Genomic DNA, 22,976 nt, shown 5'->3' with positions numbered 1-22,976 from the left:
AACACTTTGATTTATAAAGATAATTCACTGTTTTGCATATTGAATGAGAGACCCGAATATCCTAAGATTCTCTCATTTCAAATCTGTTTATGTTGCATCAATCAAAACCACTCATTTGCACGTTACAAGCAGGATTAGCGTGTGGATCAAATTTGTATAAGAAAGGACTAAAAATGGCTCTTATGAACCGCCTTAATGCAAGGGCTGTCGCAACATTGGGGGCTGGAAAATATAATGATGGTGCCGGCTTGCTTCTTCATAAGCGTAAAGATGGTGGTGCTCAATGGCTTTATCGTTATACCATTCATGGGCGGCGCCGTGAAATGGGTTGGGTACCTTAAGAAACGTTTCTTTAAAAAAAGCCCGTGAATTGGCAAACCAATGGCGTTCTGTTTTGCACGAAGGTCGTGATCCTATTAAAGAACGTGAGAAACAAAAGCGTGAAGCAATAAGCAATCTCCATTATTTAAAAGACATTGCTTTAGATGCTTTTGAAAGCCGTAAAGCTGAATTAAAAGGAGATGGTAAAGATGGGCGTTGGTTTTCGCCTTTACAACTTCATATTCTCCCTAAATTAGGGTGTTTACCCGTTAGATTACGCAAACAGAAATACGCAATGTTATTGCTCCTATTTGGCATACAAAAGCCGCAACAGCTAATAGAGCTCTTACCCGTCTCAATATTTGTCTCAAACATGCGGCTGCCTTGGGTTTGGATGTTGATTTACAAACAACAACAAAAGCACGCGCGCTCTTAGGAAAACAACTCCATAAAACACAAAATTTACCTGCAATGGATTGGAGAGATGTTCCCGATTTTTATAAAACACTTTGCGAAGCATCAACCCTCACACAACTGGCATTACGTTTGCTTATTTTGACAGGCGTTCGCACACGTCCTTTGCGTCATATCCATAAAGATCAGGTTGAGGGTGATCTATGGATCATCCCTGCTGAGAATATGAAAGGAAAGCGGGATGCTACAACAGAATTTCGCGTGCCCTTATCATCTGAAGCATTAGAAATCTTAAAACAAGCACGCTTGCTGTCTCGCAGTGATTTTTTCTTTTCTGCAAGCGGTCGGGGGCCCCTTGGTGAGGGTAATATGTTACAATATATGAAACGTATTGGACTTGAAACCTGCCCCCATGGTTTTCGCTCTAGTTTACGCAATTGGCTTGCTGAAACAACCGATGCCCCCTATGAGGTCGCTGAAACTATTCTCAGTCATACAGTAGGCGGTAAAGTAGAACGTGCCTATCGTCGCACTGACTATCTAGAACAGCGCCGTGTCTATATGGATAAATGGGCGGCATATGTTACAGGTCAATCTTAAGATATGGGGTGAATAACCCCATTATCTGTGGATAACTTTAGCTCTCTTTTCTCTCATTCTTTCTCAATAAGATTCATAAATTATCACATTAGAAAAACTATAATAATATATTGTTTTCTATGATTAAAATACCTTCAAAAATGAACCAAAATGTGGTTAATAAATAGTTATGATTTGTTCTCATTTTTTGATAGAAAGGATTTTAGTATGACAGAAAATGATATTCTTTTGACAGACCGTGAAAGTGCAAAATTGCTTCATATGAGTGTCTCAACATTCCGACGTCATGTAACCAATGGCTCTCTCCCCAAACCTCTAAAATTTGGTTTCTTATCGCGTTGGTTACAATCGGATCTTATCAATGTAATCGAGAAAGCAAAACAGCAACGTTATAGGATTTAAAATGATGTGTTCTTTTAAGAATGCGCAGGATATTACACGTGCCTTACGTGGTGTTTGGCATGGATATTATGGGATAGCCTGTTGTCCTGCTCATGATGATAGGCTACCTAGCTTATCCCTTGCCAATGGACATGATGGGCGTCTTTTACTCACTTGTTATGCTGGCTGCTCTTTTAGAGAGATCATACAAGCACTCATTAGAATTGGCTTGCTTGGAAAACAAGCCTTTTTTGATAAAGCTTATAATCAGACGCTCTCTTTCTCAAAACAGTTTTGTACTGATCTCAAACGAGCAAAACAGAAAGCAGAGAGAGCAAAAGCAATTTGGCTACAAAGCAAACCAATCAAAAATACTTTAGCAGAAACCTATTTACGTATGCGGGGTATACATGTGATTTGCCTACTGATTTATGCTTTCATAGCAAATGTCCACACCCTTTAGGGATTACGCTACTCGCGTTGGTCGCTCTTGTTAAGGGTGCTGGCTCTTTTGCCATTCATAGAACCTTTTTAAAAGACAATGGCTGCAAAACAGACCAAAAACCAGAAAAAGCCATGTTGGGATCTGTAACGGGTGGCGCGGTGCATTTAAGTCAAGCCAATCCCAAACATCTGGTCATTTGTGAGGGCATTGAAACCGGTCTGGCTCTGCTATCTGGGTTGTTATCAGAGCCCATTAATTTGGGCGTCCCTTTCAACCAGTGGCATGATGCGTGTGAATTTACCCGATACTAAATCCCGTCTCACCATTGCAATGGATGGGGATGATGCGGGGCGTAAAGCAGGTTTTACCCTAGCTGCACGTGCTTATAGCCAAGGCTTTGAAGTCTTTATCATGCAAGCTCCAAAAGGAGCCGATTTTAATAACGTATTACTTTCTCAAAAGAGGGAACTATGAAAGATAGTCATTTACAACACAATAATGAAAATACCCCCGTCAATGATAACGATAATGCCTCTTTAAACGATAATACTTGTTTAAAAGCCATTCCTTATGAACAAGCCTTGCAACAAAATGGTTGGGGGCAATTAAAACCGATTGCTACAGCTTCTTTTACCCGTCGAGCCTTTTAATCCATTACAGCTGCCAATGTCATTCATGAACTATATTTATGACGTTTCAGAGCGTCAACAAGCTCCAATGGATTTTATTGCTGTCTCTGCTCTCTGTGGTTTGGCTGCTGTCATTGGCAATGGCGTGCGGGTTGCTCCAAAACAACATGCCAATTGGAAAATTGTTCCTAATCTCTGGGGTGCCATTGTGGGGGAACCTTCAACTATGAAAACAGATACCATGGAAGCTGCTTTAGCACCTCTCGATGTTTTTCAAGAGGAAAAGAAGAAAAAACAGCAAGAAACAAAAGATATTCTTATTGAATTAGACAAAAGAGAAAAGAAAAAACAAGCCTACAAAGCACTCAAAGATCAAGACGAGGAACAAGCCCTTGCTCTTCTTTCTCAATCTCTTGAATATAAAGAAAGTGAGGAAGATGACACGCTTAATAAACGACGTCTTATTGTCAACGATGTGACCGTCGAAAAGCTTGGGGAATTGTTAAAAGAAAACCCCCGTGGTTTATTGTTGGTTCGTGATGAATTATCTGGTTTTTTATCCGATTTGGAACGTAAGGAATATCAATCAGACCGTGCTTTTTATCTAACAGCTTTTAATGGAGATGATCAATTTACCTATGACCGTATAGGGCGTGGAACCATTTTTATCCCTCATGTCACTTTATCCATAATTGGAGGCATTCAACCTTCACGCATTATTCCACTCATTCAAGCAATGCACCATGGAACAAATAATGACGGCTTATTGCAACGCTTTCAAATGCTGGTGTGGCCCGATGAGCGACAAGAGCGGTTATGGGTTGATAGACCTCCCAATCAAAAGGCATGGGAAAGTTATCAAAGGATTTTTCGTTCTCTTTATGATAAACCATTAGGATCACCAAAACACCCTATTACCATACGTTTTTCTGCTGAAGCTCAAGAAATGTTTCGTGAATGGTGGGAAAATTTTCAAAGAACAATCAAAGGAGGTCATTTCTCATCAAGTTTACAAGCGCATCTTTTGAAAATGAATAAAACCATACCAACCCTTGCATTGATTTTTGAATTGAGTGAAGGGGGGCGTTTTGAAATCAATAGAGATGCCCTTGAAAGAGCCTTGTATTGGGAAAAATATTTGATAAGTCATGCAAAACTCATTGTAGAGCCTTGTGATCATTTACCAGATGGTTTTAGCTGCACGAGATGTTTATAAGCGTGATTGGAAGCTTTTAAAGGATAAAGGAATTATTCAACAAACTTTAGAGCTTTTATGCTGTTGCAACTATCTTCATGAAATTTATGAAGACAAAAAAACCAAAAGGCAGTCGGCCTACAAAACGCTATGAATAGCCCACTTTGGTGAAAAATCATAGGACTACACAATAGAGAAATCTCTTTTGAGAGTTTTTCAAGCCAATCGCTCAAAGCTCTTTTTAGTGATATTCTCTTCATTGCTCTTTTTTCAAAGAAAATGATCAGAGTTCTTCTTACAAAGAGTTTTGTTGCTTTTGGAGAGTTATTCCAATGTTTATGTTATTTTTTAAATAATAAAAAATAAAAAACATTATATTTTAATATTTTTGTTTAGGATCTCGAGCTACTCTATGGAAATTTCTATTTTTGTAAAAAGTCCAAACGTGCAACAGTATGGTAAAATATATTTTTATGACATTGGTGATTATCTCTAGAGAAAAGAAAAACTTACGATAATAGAAGTCATTTGGGAGTATTGATGGTATTACGTGAATATCAGCTACAATATCATCTGGATTTATATTACTCGTAATTGGCATTTTGGATGCATGGCTCATTTGTTCTGCGAACTATTGGACTTGAATGTTTAATCCATAAGCCCAGTATTGATAGTATTAGAATAAACGCCATCTTAATTTGTAAGTTTAATCGAATGCAAATTGAGAACATTCGATATAATAACAAGCGTATGCTTCTTAGCTAGCCCCCTTTAAGTAAGATAATAAGGCCACCTGCTATACTGTTCTGATTGGGGGTGAGCTCAGCTTTATAATAAACATCAAGCTGAAATACCTATAATTCTTTCTCATCAAAAATCTTGAATAAAAAAGGCAAGTTGCTGTTTAAATTACTGCTAATATCAAAAAAATCAAAGCCAATTTTGCCACCATCTTTGACACTTTTAGTATATAAGATTCCGATACATGAGACAAGCACCATATCGTTCTTCCATCGGTATGTCCTATATCTATTCACGAAACATAGCTGCTTCAGAGTAGGAAACACTATATATTTGTAGCAATTTCTTTTAATTTATTCATATCAAAATACAAATCCGATACCTTTCGGCAAAATTTATCAAGATAAATAAACAATTCATCAGAGAGATATATCTTTTTTTCTCGAATTCTCATTAAATCCTCAGTTTTATTATTTAACGGATGCGCTTCAAAATTACTTGCACGATTTCCTGCTAATTTGGTAGGCATATAATGATTTATGATGTTACAAAAACTACAATCTAAAGGGCCAGAAACATTACTTCCAACCATACCAACGTAGTTATTTTTATTCTCAAAACACTTATATAATTCTTTAATATTACTTGCAAATGGCTTATAGACAAAAGCATTATAGCCATATTCGTGAATTTTTTCATAACCACATTTCACAAATGTCTCATCAGCGATATTTAAGAAACCCAAATCTGGAATTTTTGAAGGAAATTTCATAGGCTGTTCTATTCCAAACAAATTATTCTTATCTATCCTATCAATAAAATAATTCCACTGCTCAAAATTAATACTTGCATTGAAATCAATAATAAATTTTACATTTTTGTTTTCATTAACAATTGCAATTGTATCATCCAAATACTGATTCGATGATTTCAATTTTATCAAATCGTAATTACGTATCTCATCATCAATAATTTCACCTATTCCTATCGTTTTAATAGATTTTATTAATCCAGAATTAATAATTTTAGCCATTTCAACTTTTTTAAAAAAATCTTCCAACCCAAAGAAATAGCTTAAAGAATTTGAAAAGTGTTTACTTTTATTTATTGATCTTTCATTTACAGATTTTATAAAATCGTCCGGCATTTCTCCGTGACTAGGTGACAATGGCAACTCCATAGCAAAGGGCGAAATAACTTTATCCCGAACAGTAAATAAAATTATCAGTTCTGTTTTTTCAACTAACACACCAGAAGAACTATGAAAAGAATCCGATAATTTATATTTATTGGTGTAAACTCTGATGCGTATATCCATATTTTATCTCACAGCCAGAAAAAAAATCCCGTATCATATTTAACTGAAATGTATTCTCGTACTTTTTTCTATTTTCAAAATTAACTAAAATGAACTCGGGAGCAGCGATACATATTAGAGCTAACACTTCTGCCAAATCGAATCTCTCCGATAAAGTAATCGTCACACTATATGGTACGCTATATTTTTTCATACATTCTATGTTACGCACCCACTTTTGTTTATATTTTTTACTGTCTAGATTTCTTATCTCTGAAATAACATCTGTGCCTATTTGTATCCCTAAAAAGAACGGATTACTCTTTAATAGCTTCAAATATGGTTGAATATAGATATGCCCCCCTGTGGCAATCCGAAAATATTTTTTACAAATGAGACACATACAAGTATATTTATGAAGTAAATCATAATCGAGCTCAAAAGGCTCTCCACCAGAAAGAATAATAAAATCAGATTTTATGTCATTTATTGTATATAAAGATTCAGGCAACGCGTCATCTCTCACCATACATTCCATCGAATACGGACAATGATTGCAGCCCGCACTGCAATTTTTATTACAAATTACAATATTATCGCCCATGAAATTTCTTATTCAAGTTCATATAATCCAATACTAATTGTTTCATGAAAATATTTTGGTATAGACAAAGATCAGAAATTTTTTTAGCCACAAACGCTTTTATCATTGGTAAAGCTTCATCCTTTGATATAGACAGCAAATGAGAAATATAGTCTATCCGTTCTTCTAAATTGAGAGATAATCTTGGACTGGTGAAAAATGTTAAGATATCCAATTCCGGACTGGCTTCTTGACATAAATCCCAATCCACTACCATAAAAGAACTATCAGGAGTAACAATGATATTATCAGGATGTAAATCTCCATGTGATAAGATTATATTCTTGCTTAATCGATCTTGAAAAATCTTATTGATTTGATCAATAATCGTCTTTTGATGTAGCAAATCCATTTGGCTCAATACAGTACCCCGGATAAACTCCCATTCGACTACTTCATCGCAAAGTGTTATCAAATTTGGTGCAGGATAGAGACTTTGTCGAAAAGAGCCATCCTTGATGTTTTCATTAATGCACGATGCTTCCGGATAAATTTGCCCATAGCAAAACTCTTGATGCTTGCGTTTCAAGAAATGTTGTTTTGACGATTGTGCATTTTCAGGCTGTAACCAAATGATTTCTTGTTTTCTGACAAAAATAATTAAAGCAGACACCCCAAAAATCACAGCCATAATCACTGACAACCACAAATTAGCTTGCCAGAACGTTGAAAAAACATGACCGTATAAAAAACTGAATGCAAAGGATACAACAGCTGTAATAATGGCTGTAAATGATAAAACAGTCGCGATAGCTTTGGGATCAATCAGTGAATTTATAAGAAGAGACGACAGATAAGATCGATAAACAGATTTAAAAACACATAGCAGTAAAAATCCTAATATAAGAGCCGCAATGATTTGAAATGACATGAGAAAAAAAGCAATGGTTACCATACAACCAATCATTAAGACGGGAAAAATAGGATTTTGAAACTTTGAAAAATACTTCTGAAACAATATATTGGAACTTGCTGAAAAAAAATTCCCAATGATAAAAATAATCGAAACCAAAATAGCAGGTTGAAATGGCAAAAAATCAGAAAATGCGATAGAAACAGTTCGATTATTAACCAAAATAGCAAAAGCTGAAACTGCACTTAAAAAAATAAGAGTGAAGCGATAAGGATTTTTGACTTCTTTACGGCTGGCGCACATAACTGTGAAAATATTCGGATGAGCGTTGATATGAAAACTATCTAATCCCTTTGTCAGTTTTGAAAACATAAAAATAGCAAAAATTAATGAAAGGACTTGAAAAATCACAGGCAATGCAGGATGCACATAATAAAGTATTCCCCCTAAAAAAATAAGTACCGTTGTCACACTATAGGTAACAGCAGCCACTTCGGACTTAACGGAAAACAGTGTGCGATGCTTTGGTACTACAGAAAAGAGTAAACTATCTTCCGCACCTGAGAAACAAGCGGCTGCTAATGTAATACATAACAAATAAGTGGCGTAAGCAAAATATGCATAATTCATAAAAAGAGCTAAAAAACCGCAAAGAAAGAAAAACAGCCCAGTATAAATAACGCGCTTACTTCCATAAACATCTGATAATAAACCCAAGGGGACTTCTAAGATCAAAGGAAGCAATAAAAAATAACTACCGATTAAAACAATATCCGCTTGCGACAAATGCAATTTTTCCGACAAAAAAAGTGGTAAAACAGCAACCACTAGAGCAGTAGACTTGCTAACACTATAAATCTTAAATTGCTTAACCTTATCCACAAAATACCTTCCCACGACATCCGCTACATGCGCCAGATTCTTTCAAAGATTTTAAAACGCTTTGAGCAGACCAATCTATTGCCTCATAATTTTGTAGATTCCCAAAAGCTTCTGAATAAAAGCAATTTTTTAAATCTCCATTATAGTCCAATACCAAGGATGAAAATGGAAATAAACACATTAACGGCGACGAAACGTATGTAGAATTCTCGCCTAAGTAATAATTAATACAATTTACAAAATTTTGTGACGTCCATGAGATTTTCCTTTCTTGGAACTTTTTATCTATATAAATCTGGAGGGGGGATTCTTTCCTTGATAATTCATCTCTCAAATGAAAAAGTGAGGCGTTTGGCGGAAGAATTTTGTTTCTTAAAGCCTTAGATCGATCCTTTGTATTATTTTTTCTAGAAAAACTAAATGACGACGTATCGAGCGGGCTGAATCCGATATAATCGACATCTTTGCTTATACAAAAATCGATAAAATTAATAATATTTTCTAGAATCTCTTTGGTAACTGTCGCTCTTATTCCTATACTTTGCAGAGGTTGAAGATTCTTAACTGTTTCAATGTTTTTCCACACGCGATCAAATTTATTCGCCCCCCGTATATCATAATATCCTTGGACACTAGTCGAATCCATAGAAATAACAATTTCTTTTATGTCATACTGTGAAATCCATAAATTTTTATGCAATAAGATGCCATTGGTATTTAATTCAACAGGCAGACCTAGTTCATTCAACGTTAATAAAATATCTTTAAGCTTCGGATGCATTAAAGGTTCTCCCCCAGAAAGCATCACTGAGGCAGCTCCTTTTTCTTTCAACATTCTAAATAAGGGTATTAAACTTTCTGGAGTATGCCAATTTTTTTCCTTAATTTTCCAGCAATCGCACATGATACAAGGGCTATTGCAATTCTGGATAATATGTATAATAGGTGTTACAGGTACCCATAATTTTTTAAGATCAAAAATCGAATCTGACGCACTAATCAAGTTTCCCTTCTTTAAAAGAAAACCATTCTTTTCTAGTTCTCTTAACAAGATTGAAAAATCTGATGCTAAAATCTCTTTCTCTACATTAAGCTTTGCCGCAACAGTTTCAATTTTCTGATTTTGTAAAAAAACTGAATCAATTAAAAATATAGCTGAATCATTAAGCACAATAGTCTGAAAATCATTTAATCTAGTTATGCTATTCTCGTCGAGATTAATACGAAACATCCCCCCTCCTAAATTGTTTCTTAATAATACAATGGATAAGGGCGCAGCAGCGCCCTTATCCTGCTTTTTTATTTTTTTCTATCTCGCACCAATGGTTTATAACAAGTTAAGGTTGCACTATTCACAGTGCCAATCACCTGCGGTTTTTTATATGACATAATATCCTCCTCATATTGTTATTATGTACCTTATTTATATTCAAGGCATTGAAATTTACAACTTTATAATTGTAAAGTCAATTTAACTGTAATACGCAATATTCAGTTTGGAAAACAAATTGGCCTATACCGGTATAAATCGAAAAACTCTTGTGCTCAGCTAATTTCCATTTTAATTAGTAAGTTCATTCAAAAAGTATTATTCCTGATTTCAATGGCTATTTCACTTCAATCGCAATAAGAAATATGCAATGCTCTGCTTTATCAAGTAATTTTAAAAAGGTTTTTTTGGGCTGAAATAAAGAATAGTTGTTGCGTAAATCAGCTTCTCAGAAGAAAAATTTTTCAATTATTTTTCTGTTTTAATTGTAATTTTGTGAAATACTACTTGCGGTGAAATTACTTTTAAAAGAGGTTCTACTCGACGCCAAAATACAAACTTTTATTTCTTATTAAAGATACAATCATATTGATTTATAATGATAATCTAGCATTATTCATATTGAATTAGACCCTCGAATAACGCAAGATTCTTTCATTCCAAACCTGTTTATGTTGAATCAATTCATATCACTTGCTTGCACGTCAAAAGCGGGGCTGGTGTGTAGATAAAATTTATACAAGAAAGGACTAAAAATGGCTCTTATGAACCGCCTTAATGCAAGGGCTGTCGCAACATTGGGGGCTGGAAAATATAATGATGGTGCCGGCTTGCTTCTTCATAAGCGTAAAGATGGTGGTGCTCAATGGCTTTATCGTTATACCATTCATGGGCGGCGCCGTGAAATGGGTTGGGTACCTTAAGAAACGTTTCTTTAAAAAAAGCCCGTGAATTGGCAAACCAATGGCGTTCTGTTTTGCACGAAGGTCGTGATCCTATTAAAGAACGTGAGAAACAAAAGCGTGAAGCAATAAGCAATCTCCATTATTTAAAAGACATTGCTTTAGATGCTTTTGAAAGCCGTAAAGCTGAATTAAAAGGAGATGGTAAAGATGGGCGTTGGTTTTCGCCTTTACAACTTCATATTCTCCCTAAATTAGGGTGTTTACCCGTTAGATTACGCAAACAGAAATACGCAATGTTATTGCTCCTATTTGGCATACAAAAGCCGCAACAGCTAATAGAGCTCTTACCCGTCTCAATATTTGTCTCAAACATGCGGCTGCCTTGGGTTTGGATGTTGATTTACAAACAACAACAAAAGCACGCGCGCTCTTAGGAAAACAACTCCATAAAACACAAAATTTACCTGCAATGGATTGGAGAGATGTTCCCGATTTTTATAAAACACTTTGCGAAGCATCAACCCTCACACAACTGGCATTACGTTTGCTTATTTTGACAGGCGTTCGCACACGTCCTTTGCGTCATATCCATAAAGATCAGGTTGAGGGTGATCTATGGATCATCCCTGCTGAGAATATGAAAGGAAAGCGGGATGCTACAACAGAATTTCGCGTGCCCTTATCATCTGAAGCATTAGAAATCTTAAAACAAGCACGCTTGCTGTCTCGCAGTGATTTTTTCTTTTCTGCAAGCGGTCGGGGGCCCCTTGGTGAGGGTAATATGTTACAATATATGAAACGTATTGGACTTGAAACCTGCCCCCATGGTTTTCGCTCTAGTTTACGCAATTGGCTTGCTGAAACAACCGATGCCCCCTATGAGGTCGCTGAAACTATTCTCAGTCATACAGTAGGCGGTAAAGTAGAACGTGCCTATCGTCGCACTGACTATCTAGAACAGCGCCGTGTCTATATGGATAAATGGGCGGCATATGTTACAGGTCAATCTTAAGATATGGGGTGAATAACCCCATTATCTGTGGATAACTTTAGCTCTCTTTTCTCTCATTCTTTCTCAATAAGATTCATAAATTATCACATTAGAAAAACTATAATAATATATTGTTTTCTATGATTAAAATACCTTCAAAAATGAACCAAAATGTGGTTAATAAATAGTTATGATTTGTTCTCATTTTTTGATAGAAAGGATTTTAGTATGACAGAAAATGATATTCTTTTGACAGACCGTGAAAGTGCAAAATTGCTTCATATGAGTGTCTCAACATTCCGACGTCATGTAACCAATGGCTCTCTCCCCAAACCTCTAAAATTTGGTTTCTTATCGCGTTGGTTACAATCGGATCTTATCAATGTAATCGAGAAAGCAAAACAGCAACGTTATAGGATTTAAAATGATGTGTTCTTTTAAGAATGCGCAGGATATTACACGTGCCTTACGTGGTGTTTGGCATGGATATTATGGGATAGCCTGTTGTCCTGCTCATGATGATAGGCTACCTAGCTTATCCCTTGCCAATGGACATGATGGGCGTCTTTTACTCACTTGTTATGCTGGCTGCTCTTTTAGAGAGATCATACAAGCACTCATTAGAATTGGCTTGCTTGGAAAACAAGCCTTTTTTGATAAAGCTTATAATCAGACGCTCTCTTTCTCAAAACAGTTTTGTACTGATCTCAAACGAGCAAAACAGAAAGCAGAGAGAGCAAAAGCAATTTGGCTACAAAGCAAACCAATCAAAAATACTTTAGCAGAAACCTATTTACGTATGCGGGGTATACATGTGATTTGCCTACTGATTTATGCTTTCATAGCAAATGTCCACACCCTTTAGGGATTACGCTACTCGCGTTGGTCGCTCTTGTTAAGGGTGCTGGCTCTTTTGCCATTCATAGAACCTTTTTAAAAGACAATGGCTGCAAAACAGACCAAAAACCAGAAAAAGCCATGTTGGGATCTGTAACGGGTGGCGCGGTGCATTTAAGTCAAGCCAATCCCAAACATCTGGTCATTTGTGAGGGCATTGAAACCGGTCTGGCTCTGCTATCTGGGTTGTTATCAGAGCCCATTAATTTGGGCGTCCCTTTCAACCAGTGGCATGATGCGTGTGAATTTACCCGATACTAAATCCCGTCTCACCATTGCAATGGATGGGGATGATGCGGGGCGTAAAGCAGGTTTTACCCTAGCTGCACGTGCTTATAGCCAAGGCTTTGAAGTCTTTATCATGCAAGCTCCAAAAGGAGCCGATTTTAATAACGTATTACTTTCTCAAAAGAGGGAACTATGAAAGATAGTCATTTACAACACAATAATGAAAATACCCCCGTCAATGATAACGATAATGCCTCTTTAAACGATAATACTTGTTTAAAAGCCATTCCTTATGAACAAGCCTTGCAACAAAATGGTTGGGGGCAATTAAAACCGATTGCTACAGCTTCTTTTACCCGTCGAGCCTTTTAATCCATTACAGCTGCCAATGTCATTCATGAACTATATTTATGACGTTTCAGAGCGTCAACAAGCTCCAATGGATTTTATTGCTGTCTCTGCTCTCTGTGGTTTGGCTGCTGTCATTGGCAATGGCGTGCGGGTTGCTCCAAAACAACATGCCAATTGGAAAATTGTTCCTAATCTCTGGGGTGCCATTGTGGGGGAACCTTCAACTATGAAAACAGATACCATGGAAGCTGCTTTAGCACCTCTCGATGTTTTTCAAGAGGAAAAGAAGAAAAAACAGCAAGAAACAAAAGATATTCTTATTGAATTAGACAAAAGAGAAAAGAAAAAACAAGCCTACAAAGCACTCAAAGATCAAGACGAGGAACAAGCCCTTGCTCTTCTTTCTCAATCTCTTGAATATAAAGAAAGTGAGGAAGATGACACGCTTAATAAACGACGTCTTATTGTCAACGATGTGACCGTCGAAAAGCTTGGGGAATTGTTAAAAGAAAACCCCCGTGGTTTATTGTTGGTTCGTGATGAATTATCTGGTTTTTTATCCGATTTGGAACGTAAGGAATATCAATCAGACCGTGCTTTTTATCTAACAGCTTTTAATGGAGATGATCAATTTACCTATGACCGTATAGGGCGTGGAACCATTTTTATCCCTCATGTCACTTTATCCATAATTGGAGGCATTCAACCTTCACGCATTATTCCACTCATTCAAGCAATGCACCATGGAACAAATAATGACGGCTTATTGCAACGCTTTCAAATGCTGGTGTGGCCCGATGAGCGACAAGAGCGGTTATGGGTTGATAGACCTCCCAATCAAAAGGCATGGGAAAGTTATCAAAGGATTTTTCGTTCTCTTTATGATAAACCATTAGGATCACCAAAACACCCTATTACCATACGTTTTTCTGCTGAAGCTCAAGAAATGTTTCGTGAATGGTGGGAAAATTTTCAAAGAACAATCAAAGGAGGTCATTTCTCATCAAGTTTACAAGCGCATCTTTTGAAAATGAATAAAACCATACCAACCCTTGCATTGATTTTTGAATTGAGTGAAGGGGGGCGTTTTGAAATCAATAGAGATGCCCTTGAAAGAGCCTTGTATTGGGAAAAATATTTGATAAGTCATGCAAAACGTCTTTATGCGGCGAATGATACATTAACAGAAGAGCGTGCAAAATTAATTGTAGAGCGCTGTGATCATTTACCCAATGTTTTTACGGCAAGAGATATCTATAGACGGTGTTGGAGGTCTTTAAAAGACAATGGAGCCGTTAAGCAAGCTTTAGAGCTTTTATATCGTTGTAACTATATTCGTGAATTTCCTATAGAGGGGAATGAATTAGGTCGGCGTCCTGATAGACGGTATGAATGGCATCCTTTGGTTAAAAACAACAGCATAAAACAATAAAGAAATCTCTTTTGAAGTCTTTAAGACAACCACGCAAAACTCTTTTTATGGCATTCTCATCAAGGAACTTTTTTCCAAAAGCAAATGATCTGAGTGATCTGAACAGAAGAGTTTTGTCCAGTGCTGTCAGTGTTGTCAGTTCTTTTTAGAGCCTATATTATTTTTTTAAATGAGAAAAAAAATTAAAACATTATATTTCAATATGTTAGCATTTTAACGATACAACCTATATCGACAATATAACCTTAAATACAATCCATAATACATATTTGTCAGTTTGTGTTTGTAAATTGAACTGACAAACTAGATTATTTTAGTGACTCATAAAACCTATCAAAATAATCATTATGATATTTTAAAAGCACATGCTTCATTTGTCTTTTTTCCATAAAATAAACAGCAAATTTCACTATTTTGCTGATCTGATCTCTCTCATGGGCTGCGGATAAACAGCATTTAAAAACTCTTTTGAAAAAAATTTATCCGCTTTTTTAGCATTTTTCTGCATTTTTTCTCAATTCGTTCAAAATGGATTTAATAAGCTTCGTTTTGATTCTTTTGAAGATAATTAAACCCCTTATACGAAAACGGAGCTCTGTTGTAACAGGGCGTGAACTGGATCATTTGCACGTGAATTATGAAACTGTAGAATCTTATTCCGTGCCTTAAAAAAGGGTAATCCAAAATTTACAGAGATCTCTAATTATGAGAAATTCTATTATGTGACTGAAATGAAATTCGCAAAAATTAAGAATAGTAAGGAAAAAGATAAATCGACTGTTATTTATAACAGCAATATCATCATGACAGGCATCCCTCTTGAAGCTTATGAGTATATCGTCAATGGTAAACCCGCTCTTGAATGGATAATGGGTCGTCAATGTGTTAAGGCTGATAAAAAGAGCGGCATTGTGAATGATGCCAATCGTTATGCTGTTGAAACCGTTGGCAACCCTGCTTATCCATTAGAATTGTTTCAAAGGGTTATTACTGTAAGTTTAGAAACAATGAAGATTGTTAAGAACCTACCAAAATTGGAAATTAGAGAAACTGAATAGACTTATAAAGCATGCTCACATAATGAGTGTGATAACCTTACAAGGGGTATAAGGTCTTATAACCATTAATCTATACCTCTCTTGTTAAATTACTTACATACAATCTTAAAAGGAGTGTTTATATGCGTTATTCTAAAAAGAAAAAACTTGCACTTTTAGATACTCTTATTTGAATTGCTTTAAGACTTTTAAGAAATCCCATCTTAAAGTGAATACACTTCTTTTACATTGCCTTTAAGAGGTTATACCGTAATCTAAAATGATAGCTTTATTGTTATCAGAAGCTTTGTTTAAAGAGAGTTATGTATATTCATTTTCTTATATTACTTATAGGATTTGAAGGTGTTTACTCCCCCAAAACTCTACAAAATATATAGCATTAGTTGAATTTATAGGTTGTAATGTTGATATAGATTGTTTTTTGAAAAATTGATAAAATTAACCACTTGAAATATAATAAACTTTTATTTTGGATAAAAAAATAAAATAATACGTATAAGAAGCACCCCCTAAACCTCCAAAACTCATAACCATAATGGTCTTGATAGCATTTATTATGATTATAATCCCTTTCTTTTGAAAGGCTTTAAAGGATCACATACTCTCATAAGACATGTTTTAATCATTCACTAAATGATCACTTTTGTCGATTCAATGCACTGACACAAACTGACAAATATATATTTACAGTTGTATTTGTTTGTTATGGCTGTTTTAATAAGTTGTATTTTGAAAAATTGACAAAACTTAACTCATTGAAATATAATGATTTTAATTTTCTCTCATTTAAAAAAAATGATATAGGTTCTAAAAAGAACTGACAAGACTGACAAAAGTTTATTAAAAGGGATTTTGCTCATCTCTATAATGCAGTAGCGGTTGCCTGACATACTGTACCTATATTAGACAATATTTCAACAAGAGTTTGTGACGCCTCCGTTCACGGTGTGCTCTATTTATATGTTTTTACTCGCTTATTGCTATATGCTAAAATAGCAAAGCCGCGACTACATAGTCTTCACCAACTTGATTTTACCACCAACATAAGCAGCAGCTGGTTCTATAGAAACAACAGATTTTAATGTTTCTTCACAAAGTGTATCCATCATTTTTAACACTCTTTCATCTATATTAGCCATCTTCTCATTGCTTCAAGTGATAAGAAGTGGCTGCGATGTTGTGTTATCTTACATCGGATGGATGTGTTGCAAACTATCCCAGTTGGCTGAGCAACCAACCCAACTTCTATTTTTCGCTGCTTTCTTTTCCCTTTTTTGGAGCTTCGAGTGTAATTTCTGTGATATATCCGCTTTGCTTATCATAGCAATGAGTAACGGTTGCGACTTTCTATGGACAATTGATTTCAGCCCGAAACCCTTGCAACACTAGAGGCTGATCGGCCATGATTTCTGGTTGCCCTTCGAAAGACAAAGAACCACTCCCCACAACACAGCATAGATGGTCTGATTCTGATGCCACTGCAGTCAAAGCCTCTTCCTTGCTGGTGTAACAAGTACGAAGACGCCGCACAGGACCAATAAAACCTGTCTGATGCTTGACTTGACATTGCTGCTCTTGGTGAATGATCAAAATAAGAGGCTTCAATGGTGCCATATTGGGTGCGTGGCTCAAGGGTAAATTCCCAATGAAAGAAGTCCTATTTATGGATTGCTAATGCCGGTAAACTGTAATCGCTCAAAAACAAAAACTCATTGTCTTTAATTAAAAAACGCACCTGCACCCGGTCGGCAAGCCGTGTTAAAAAATCATGGGTCGATTGATCCGTACGAATCATGTAAGGTAAAGGTTTCTTAGTGAACTGTTGATTCACTTTTGCTTGATACCCATGGCGTTTAACTAATATTTCAACAATTTTACCAACGGTTCTATAGTCAAAATATTCACTGCTTTGTTCTTTGATTTCTTTATACATAGAGGCACTTTTGCCACAAAAGGCGCAAAATCTCCCCATAGCTACCCCAGACACTTACAATCGATTCGACAACAAAACACCCATAGAAACACTAATGCTGTTCTCACTGCACAATAAGTTTAATGGGTATTTTACCGCAAAGCCAACTTGACCAATGAAACTGGTCCTATAAATCAATGCTGCCAACCCATTCTCTGATACGTTGGGGCAAGGATTTAAAAAAATCCTTCAGCCTTGTAATGAGTGTCAGCAATCAACATCCAATTAGCCAAGTCTTTCCTCGCCTGTTCTATACCGGATTTTGCACCATAAGAAAGCCTTTCGCGGGCAAAAAACTCCCCAACCAACCCCAAAAATTGGAAAGGTTTTGCTTAAAATCATCCCATAAATTGCCAAACCATTGAGCAATAATCCCGCAACCTTGTTTCAACTTTTCCAATGTTCAGAAAAGTCAAAGGCGCCGGCAAGTGCCTTTTCCCACTTGGTGATGGTTACCGTATCGGCACTCCAAAATATACTAGTCATCATATATTCAACAAAAAATTTAACAAATATATTTCATTAAATTTCAGAAAATAGAACAATGCAATAACAGCTCCACACTACACCATTACATCCAGAACCAACTAACTCAATCAAAAAAACATATTAAACGATCAAAAGACCATTCTATGTTCTTTTATTGTTCTATTGAATAACATCCTCTCTAGGAAAGGAGAGTGCACACTTATCGACAAAAACACCCTTCAAGATGATCATTGACAATCCCAACGGACTGCATAAAAGCATAACAAATTGTAGGACCAACGAATGTCCAACCACGTTTTTTCAAATCCTTAGAAAGGCGAAGAGAAGCAGGTGTTATGGGATTAGCCAACAGTGTTTGAAAATCTATTTTTTTATAACGCTCTGATTGTGGTGGTTGAAACGACCAAAAATAGCGGGACAAACTCCCCCACTCTGTTATAATTTCCTGCGCTCTAAATGCATTATTAAGCACCGATCGAACTTTTCCTTGATGGCGAACAATACCTTTATTCTGCATCAACATTTGCACTTTTACTTCATCATAATGCATAATTTTTTCAAAATCAAAGTGATCAAACGCATTTCGAAAAGAAGGGATTTTTTTTAAAATTGTGTGCCAAGAAAGCCCTGCCTGAAAACCTTCAAGACAAATTTTCTCAAACAAATGGCGATCTTCAAAAACAGGTTTTCCCCATTCATTATCATGATAAGCACAATAAAGTGGATCCGTCCCTGCCCATGAACAACGAACTTTTCCATCCGCCCCCATAAGAAGCCCTTCATCGAGCACCACATTTATTGTATTAAAAGAGCGTTCCTTGATCATCTTGCTTCGATTTGATCCGTTTAGATTTTGAAGATCGGTTGAGAGCATGATCATGCGTTGAAACACTAACTTCACCATCAAAAAAACGTAAACTGATTTGCCCCGTTTCAGGAAACTGCACCAACCGTTTAATGGGCTTATTATCCTGCCCCAAAGCCAAAACAAAACCACGCTCTAAAATATTTTGATACGAAGTGCTTTTTAAAAGCCTAAACGCGACCTCTACCTGAGCACGTTGTTTTTCCACATTGTGCACAAAAGCACGATGAAGGCGCGCAGTATACTCCTTTGTATTACGTTTCGCTTTTTCAGTATTCAGTAAACGCGGTGAAAAACGTATAGCAAGCGCATGAAAAGAAAAATGTTTTTTATCGCAGCTCACATGAAGAGCACGCAGCAATCGACTTGAAATTTCATCAAAACCACGCCGAGGTAGAGCGAAAAGTTGATCGACAGTCGGAAGCCCTCTTATAATAGCACGCAATTTTTGTTGATGAAAATCAAAATAACGCACCAATCCCTTGCGTAAACGGGCACCAAGAGACGCAACATACACTTCGAGATCAAGCTTAACAGGAACAGCCTTTTCTGCCGCTCCTGTGGGAGTTGGAGCGCGCCAATCAGCAACATAATCAATCAAAGTCCAATCTGTTTCATGCCCAACAGCAGAGATAACCGGAAGAGCTGACGCATAAACAGCACGAACAACAGCTTCGTCATTAAATCCCCATAAATCTTCTAAACTTCCTCCTCCCCGTGCAACAATAATAAGATCAGGTTTTGGAACAAGCCCTCCTAAAGGAAGAGCATTAAAACCTTCAACAGCAGCAGCCACTTCCTGACCACTTGTTTCCCCCTGAACACGGACGGGCCAAACCAAAATATGCAATGGAAAACGATCTGATACACGATGAATAATATCACGAATAACAGCGCCTGTTGGTGATGTCACAACACCTATAATTCGCGGCATATAAGGCAAAGGTTTTTTCTTGGATTCATCAAATAAACCTTCATCTGCAAGCTTTTTCTTGCGCTTTTCTAGAAGTGTCATCAAAGCGCCAACTCCTGTTGGCTCAAGCGCCTCAATGACAATTTGATATTTTGATGACCCCGGGTAAGTTGTCAGTTTGCCGACAGCGATCACTTCCATCCCTTCTTCGGGAGGAAATTTGAGCTTTTCCATAATGCCACGCCAAATAACCGCTTCCAACCGTGCCTTATCATCTTTTAAGGCAAAGTAAGCATGACCGGAAGCATGAGCCCCGCGATAACCTGATATCTCTCCCCGCACCCGCACATAACCAAATTTCTCTTCAACAACGCGCTTTAAAGCCCCTGCTATTTCGGAAACAGTAAATTCTGCTACATTCGTTGCACCTATTTTTTCACCAAACAAACTTACCATTTTTCAATTCTTTACACCCGTTTCTGTGAATCTTTTTGCAACACTGCATCTTTAATCATTTGATTTATATTTTTATCTAAATACCCATTAGCACCAATTCAGATACCTATATTCTTAGCCTCAAACCGATTATGAGAGTTATAAATAACACCTAAAGCCATTGTATGGAAATCCACACAACCATTATTCTATCTCATAAAATTGCATCAACGACAGTTAAAATATTAAATCTTAACATCCACACAAATACATCTTTAATGAGAATGAAATCTCTTCCTAAAAGAGAATGTTTTGAAATGAAATTCTCTATAAAACATATCAACATATCACCTATAAAATTCAACGTATTGCGAAGTTTTTAAACGCTTTGCAATACGTTAAATATATCGTAATCATACTTTTTCGTATTTTATAAACTTAATACTCTTTTATTTTTCAATTGCACTATAAAAAATATGTGGTGCACTATTCCAAACCCATTTTTTGACATTAGGTGTCATAGCAACAATATTATATGTCTGATAGATAAAAGCATAAGGTCCTTTTTGCATAAATTCACGCTGCAAATCAGCATACATTTGCGCCCGTTTTTGTGGATCTTTTTCAAACAACGCATCCTGAACCTTTTGATTCATAGTTTTATCAAAATACCCATGGCACCAACTAGCATAGCCTGTATTTTTTGCCTCATACCGATTATCAGGATTGTAAATAAGACGTGAAGCCATTGTATGGGGATCACCAGAGCCATTATTCCATCCGAAAAAAATCGTATCAAAACCTCGTGCATAAAATTTTGAAAACAACTGCGTACCTACAAAACGTTCAATTTTAAAACGCACGCCAATTTTTTTTGCATTGTCTTGAAGGGACTGAGCAATGGGCAAAGCAAAAGGATAAGGAGATGCACCTGCAAAAATATTGGCCTCAAAACCATTCGGATAACCTGCTTCCGTTAAAAGCTGCTTTGCCTTTTGAAGATCAAGTTTAAAGGGTTGCCCTTCTTTTTCATCCAAAGCTCCAAAATTACCAAGAGGAATAAAACTTGCACGTGGAACACCAACATCTTTAAGAAGGGTCTTACCAAGTCCTTCATAATCAATAAGATAGCGCATCGCCAAACGCACCTTTTCATTGGCAAAAATAGAATTTGTCGCATTAAAGCCCCATATGATCATGGAAGGCGCCAACACTCTTTCAACTTTAATATCTGTTGTTGCTTGGAGATCTGCTACATCCTCTGGCATCAAATTACGTGCAACATCGATATCGTGTTTTTGCAACAATAAACGTTGTGTTCCAGGCTCCGCGACATGGCGAATTAAAATCTTCTTCAATTTAGGTGCTTCTCCCCAATAGTTAGGACTTGCATGCAACAAAAGGGCTTCTCCAGGACGCCAGCTACTTATCTGATAAGGACCAACACAAGCAGAATGGCTAGCCAAATACCGGTTTCCCATATCACCATCTTGTTCATGTTTTATAAGTGTCTCACGATCCAGCAAAGCAACAGTACGGTTAGTAGAAATATTGCTAAGAATAAGTTCTGCTGGATAAGGTTTATCAAATTTCATCACTACGGTTTTTTCATCCGGTGCTTGAAAGGCCTCATCAACATTCTGTTCTGTGATACCATATTCATTAAATGTAGGAGCATTAGACATCTTCAGTTTAACAACCCGCCTCATACCCCAAACAAGATCATGAGCACCAGCAGGACGACCATCATTAAACTTTAAACCATCACGCAAATGAAAAGTAATTACCGTGCTCTGATCATCACTTAAAACATCCCAACTCTTTGCCAAAGAAGGAACCATTTTAGTTGCATCATCTTTAGCGGATTCAACTAAATTATCACAAACATTGACAACAATTTCAGTTCCATAACGGTCATTGAGTTGTGCAGGATCAAATGTACTTATTGCATCGAGATTCCAAGCCATCACAAGAGTATCGGCAGGCGTTTTTGCTGCAACTTGTTGCACAAACATTCCCATGGAAATAAGAGCAGAAACAAAAGAGCTGCTACCCTTCAATATTTTTCTTTTCAAGTTCATAGGCTTTTCCTTTTAAAGCTTATTCTATAAATTCCCCATGCAACAACGACAGACAAAAATAATAAGATAAGGCTTAGAAACCACACCTCTTAGAAGTAAAATTCAAAATCTTCAAAAGCAGCAGCTACCTTCCAACCATTCTTTCCCCCTGAACAGGTATAGGCCAAACAAAAAGATGCAACAGAAAATGCTCTAATATCCAATGAGTGATATCACGCATGATAACTACCTGTTGATGATGCCACAACACCTAAACTCAGGGCATATAAGACAAAAGTTTCTTCTTTATCTCATCAAACAAGACTTCTGCTTCAAATCTCTTTTTGCGATTTTCTAAAAAGAATCCTCAGAGCACCAACCTCGGTTGGTTTAAAAACCTCAATCATCCTTTGATATTTTGATGATCCTCATAAGCAAGTGCTAACCATGGACACTCCTCTCCTTCCTCACAAGGCAATTTGAGCATTTTCATGAACCCACACCAAGGACAATCCCCAGCATATCATCATTTTTAAGGAAAGGCAGTGCAATTTGAAGCATCAGCTCCACAATAACCTCATACTCCCCAAATTCACCTACATACAACCAAATTTTTTCTCAACAGTACATTCTAAGGTCCCCCGCTTTTTCTAAAAAATACTAAATTCTGCTTATATTCAGTGTGCTCGTTTCTTTAACAAACAAATTT

10 protein-coding genes and 8 pseudogenes are annotated in these 22,976 nt (G+C 36.6%); 9 read left to right on the top strand and 9 right to left on the bottom strand.

Annotated elements, in window-relative coordinates:
• Positions 1-173: 173 nt before the first annotated feature.
• The 4 genes and pseudogenes from LBE40_RS01305 (at position 174) to LBE40_RS01290 (ending at position 4,143) form a co-directional block, all read left to right on the top strand.
• Positions 174-1,335, top strand: a pseudogene (locus tag LBE40_RS01305) (tyrosine-type recombinase/integrase).
• Positions 1,336-1,542: 207 nt separating this feature from the next.
• Positions 1,543-1,737 (top strand): helix-turn-helix transcriptional regulator, encoded by a 195-nt coding sequence (locus LBE40_RS01300; protein WP_004859663.1) that lies wholly within the window; start codon positions 1,543-1,545, stop codon positions 1,735-1,737.
• Position 1,738: 1 nt separating this feature from the next.
• A pseudogene (locus tag LBE40_RS01295) lies at positions 1,739-2,635 on the top strand (DUF7146 domain-containing protein).
• Positions 2,632-4,143 (top strand): annotated as a pseudogene (locus LBE40_RS01290) (YfjI family protein). The pseudogenes LBE40_RS01295 and LBE40_RS01290 overlap by 4 nt, the downstream one beginning before the upstream one ends.
• A 908-nt stretch (positions 4,144-5,051) precedes the next feature.
• Here LBE40_RS01290 and LBE40_RS01285 read toward each other — a convergent pair.
• The 4 genes from LBE40_RS01285 to LBE40_RS01270 are packed head-to-tail and all read right to left on the bottom strand — an operon-like array spanning position 5,052 to position 9,632.
• Positions 5,052-6,044, bottom strand: coding sequence for a hypothetical protein (locus tag LBE40_RS01285; RefSeq protein WP_004861537.1), 993 nt, complete (start codon positions 6,042-6,044; stop codon positions 5,052-5,054).
• Positions 6,013-6,627 carry a radical SAM family protein gene (locus tag LBE40_RS01280; RefSeq protein WP_004861534.1) on the bottom strand — a complete coding sequence of 205 codons (615 nt, stop codon included), beginning with the start codon at positions 6,625-6,627 and terminating at the stop codon, positions 6,013-6,015. The genes LBE40_RS01285 and LBE40_RS01280 overlap by 32 nt, the downstream gene beginning before the upstream one ends.
• Positions 6,617-8,401 (bottom strand): MFS transporter, encoded by a 1,785-nt coding sequence (locus LBE40_RS01275; RefSeq protein ID WP_004861529.1) that lies wholly within the window; start codon positions 8,399-8,401, stop codon positions 6,617-6,619. The genes LBE40_RS01280 and LBE40_RS01275 overlap by 11 nt, the downstream gene beginning before the upstream one ends.
• Positions 8,394-9,632, bottom strand: coding sequence for a radical SAM protein (locus LBE40_RS01270; protein ID WP_004861526.1), 1,239 nt, complete (start codon positions 9,630-9,632; stop codon positions 8,394-8,396). Before LBE40_RS01270 ends, LBE40_RS01275 begins: the two co-directional genes overlap by 8 nt.
• 794 nt (positions 9,633-10,426) lie before the next feature.
• On the opposite strand from LBE40_RS01270, the pseudogene LBE40_RS01265 reads away from it, so the two are divergent.
• From LBE40_RS01265 to LBE40_RS01245, 5 genes and pseudogenes are all read left to right on the top strand, one after another.
• Positions 10,427-11,588 (top strand): annotated as a pseudogene (locus tag LBE40_RS01265) (tyrosine-type recombinase/integrase).
• Positions 11,589-11,795: 207 nt separating this feature from the next.
• Positions 11,796-11,990 (top strand): helix-turn-helix transcriptional regulator, encoded by a 195-nt coding sequence (locus tag LBE40_RS01260; protein WP_004859663.1) that lies wholly within the window; start codon positions 11,796-11,798, stop codon positions 11,988-11,990.
• Position 11,991: 1 nt separating this feature from the next.
• Positions 11,992-12,888: pseudogene (locus LBE40_RS01255) on the top strand (DUF7146 domain-containing protein).
• Positions 12,885-14,475, top strand: a pseudogene (locus LBE40_RS01250) (YfjI family protein). Before LBE40_RS01255 ends, LBE40_RS01250 begins: the two co-directional pseudogenes overlap by 4 nt.
• Before the next feature lie 597 nt (positions 14,476-15,072).
• Positions 15,073-15,533: pseudogene (locus LBE40_RS01245) on the top strand (type ISP restriction/modification enzyme); the annotation flags it as partial.
• Positions 15,534-16,540: 1,007 nt separating this feature from the next.
• On the opposite strand, the gene LBE40_RS08370 reads toward LBE40_RS01245, so the two are convergent.
• The 5 genes and pseudogenes from LBE40_RS08370 to LBE40_RS01225 form a co-directional block, all read right to left on the bottom strand.
• Positions 16,541-16,672, bottom strand: coding sequence for a hypothetical protein (locus LBE40_RS08370; RefSeq protein ID WP_276577407.1), 132 nt, complete (start codon positions 16,670-16,672; stop codon positions 16,541-16,543).
• A gap of 106 nt (positions 16,673-16,778) precedes the next feature.
• Positions 16,779-17,571 (bottom strand): annotated as a pseudogene (locus tag LBE40_RS01240) (phage late control D family protein); the annotation flags it as partial.
• 622 nt (positions 17,572-18,193) lie between these two features.
• The gene (locus tag LBE40_RS01235) at positions 18,194-18,820 is read right to left on the bottom strand and encodes a DNA-3-methyladenine glycosylase I (RefSeq protein ID WP_004859679.1); all 627 of its coding nucleotides are present in this window, start codon (positions 18,818-18,820) and stop codon (positions 18,194-18,196) included.
• Entirely contained in the window at positions 18,798-20,228 is a 1,431-nt protein-coding gene (xseA, locus tag LBE40_RS01230) for an exodeoxyribonuclease VII large subunit (RefSeq protein WP_004859680.1), read from the bottom strand. The genes LBE40_RS01235 and xseA overlap by 23 nt, the downstream gene beginning before the upstream one ends.
• A 428-nt stretch (positions 20,229-20,656) precedes the next feature.
• Positions 20,657-22,288, bottom strand: a complete 1,632-nt coding sequence (locus LBE40_RS01225; RefSeq protein ID WP_004859681.1) for an ABC transporter substrate-binding protein — start codon at positions 22,286-22,288, stop codon at positions 20,657-20,659.
• Positions 22,289-22,976 lie beyond the last annotated feature (688 nt).

Origin of the sequence: Bartonella taylorii, from assembly GCF_023920105.1 — a bacterium.
In the GTDB taxonomy this organism is placed as follows: domain Bacteria; phylum Pseudomonadota; class Alphaproteobacteria; order Rhizobiales; family Rhizobiaceae; genus Bartonella; species Bartonella taylorii.
This window is presented reverse-complemented; position numbering and strand designations above follow the sequence as displayed.

Bases quoted from the DNA above. Each gene is read 5' to 3' on its own strand.
- LBE40_RS01270 (WP_004861526.1), bottom strand. From the start codon at position 9,632: ATGTTTCGTATTAATCTCGACGAGAATAGCATAACTAGATTAAATGAT.
- LBE40_RS01285 (WP_004861537.1), bottom strand. From the start codon at position 6,044: ATGGATATACGCATCAGAGTTTACACCAATAAATATAAATTATCGGAT.
- LBE40_RS01280 (WP_004861534.1), bottom strand. From the start codon at position 6,627: ATGGGCGATAATATTGTAATTTGTAATAAAAATTGCAGTGCGGGCTGC.
- LBE40_RS01300 (WP_004859663.1), top strand. From the start codon at position 1,543: ATGACAGAAAATGATATTCTTTTGACAGACCGTGAAAGTGCAAAATTG.
- LBE40_RS01260 (WP_004859663.1), top strand. From the start codon at position 11,796: ATGACAGAAAATGATATTCTTTTGACAGACCGTGAAAGTGCAAAATTG.
- LBE40_RS08370 (WP_276577407.1), bottom strand. From the start codon at position 16,672: ATGGCTAATATAGATGAAAGAGTGTTAAAAATGATGGATACACTTTGT.
- LBE40_RS01235 (WP_004859679.1), bottom strand. From the start codon at position 18,820: ATGATCAAGGAACGCTCTTTTAATACAATAAATGTGGTGCTCGATGAA.
- xseA (WP_004859680.1), bottom strand. From the start codon at position 20,228: ATGGTAAGTTTGTTTGGTGAAAAAATAGGTGCAACGAATGTAGCAGAA.
- LBE40_RS01225 (WP_004859681.1), bottom strand. From the start codon at position 22,288: ATGAACTTGAAAAGAAAAATATTGAAGGGTAGCAGCTCTTTTGTTTCT.